This window comes from Yinghuangia sp. YIM S10712, from assembly GCF_051388935.1.
Lineage (GTDB): Bacteria > Actinomycetota > Actinomycetes > Streptomycetales > Streptomycetaceae > Yinghuangia.
The window spans coordinates 1-616 of the sequence record NZ_JBPKBI010000081.1; the positions used below are offsets into that span (position 1 = coordinate 1).

1 protein-coding gene is annotated in these 616 nt (G+C 70.3%); it reads left to right on the plus strand.

Annotation, left to right across the window (positions count from 1 at the left end):
- A partial coding sequence (locus tag ACRX5W_RS33290; RefSeq protein ID WP_436792132.1) for an SDR family NAD(P)-dependent oxidoreductase occupies nucleotides 1-616 on the plus strand: 616 nt, incomplete at both ends.

The following is a 616-nucleotide window of genomic DNA, read 5'->3' on the forward strand; positions in this document are numbered from 1 at the left end:
AGGAGCTGAAAGCCACGATGGTCACCACAGGCCGCCTCGCCGGCAAAGTCGCCGTCATCACCGGTGCGGGGTCCGGTATGGGCAAGGCAGCGGCGCTGCTGTTCGCCGCGGAGGGCGCCAGGGTCGTGTGCGCCGACCGCAGCGGCGCGCAGGACGCCGTCGCCGCGGAGATCGGCGAGGCGGCCGTCGCCGTCCACGCCGACGTGCAGTTCGCCGAGGACATCCGCAACATGATCGCCGCCGCCGAGAACCACTTCGGCCGCCTGGACGTGCTGTGCAACAACGCCGGCTACGGCGGGCCGCGCAAGCCGCTCGTCGAGCAGGACGAGGCCACCTTCGACGACGTGGTCGCGGTCAACCTCAAAAGCGTCTTCCTCGGCATGAAGTACGGCATCGAGGCGATGCTGCGCACCGGCGGCGGGTCGATCGTCAACACCGCCTCGACCGCGTCGCTGGTCGGCTGGAAGCGGCACGCGGTGTACGCGGCGGCCAAGGGCGGCGTGCTCCAGATGACGAAGTCGGCCGCGCTCGACTACGCGACCAAGAACATCCGGATCAACGCGATCTGCCCCGGCATGACCTGGACCGGCCTGGCCACCGACGACCCGAACGCCGA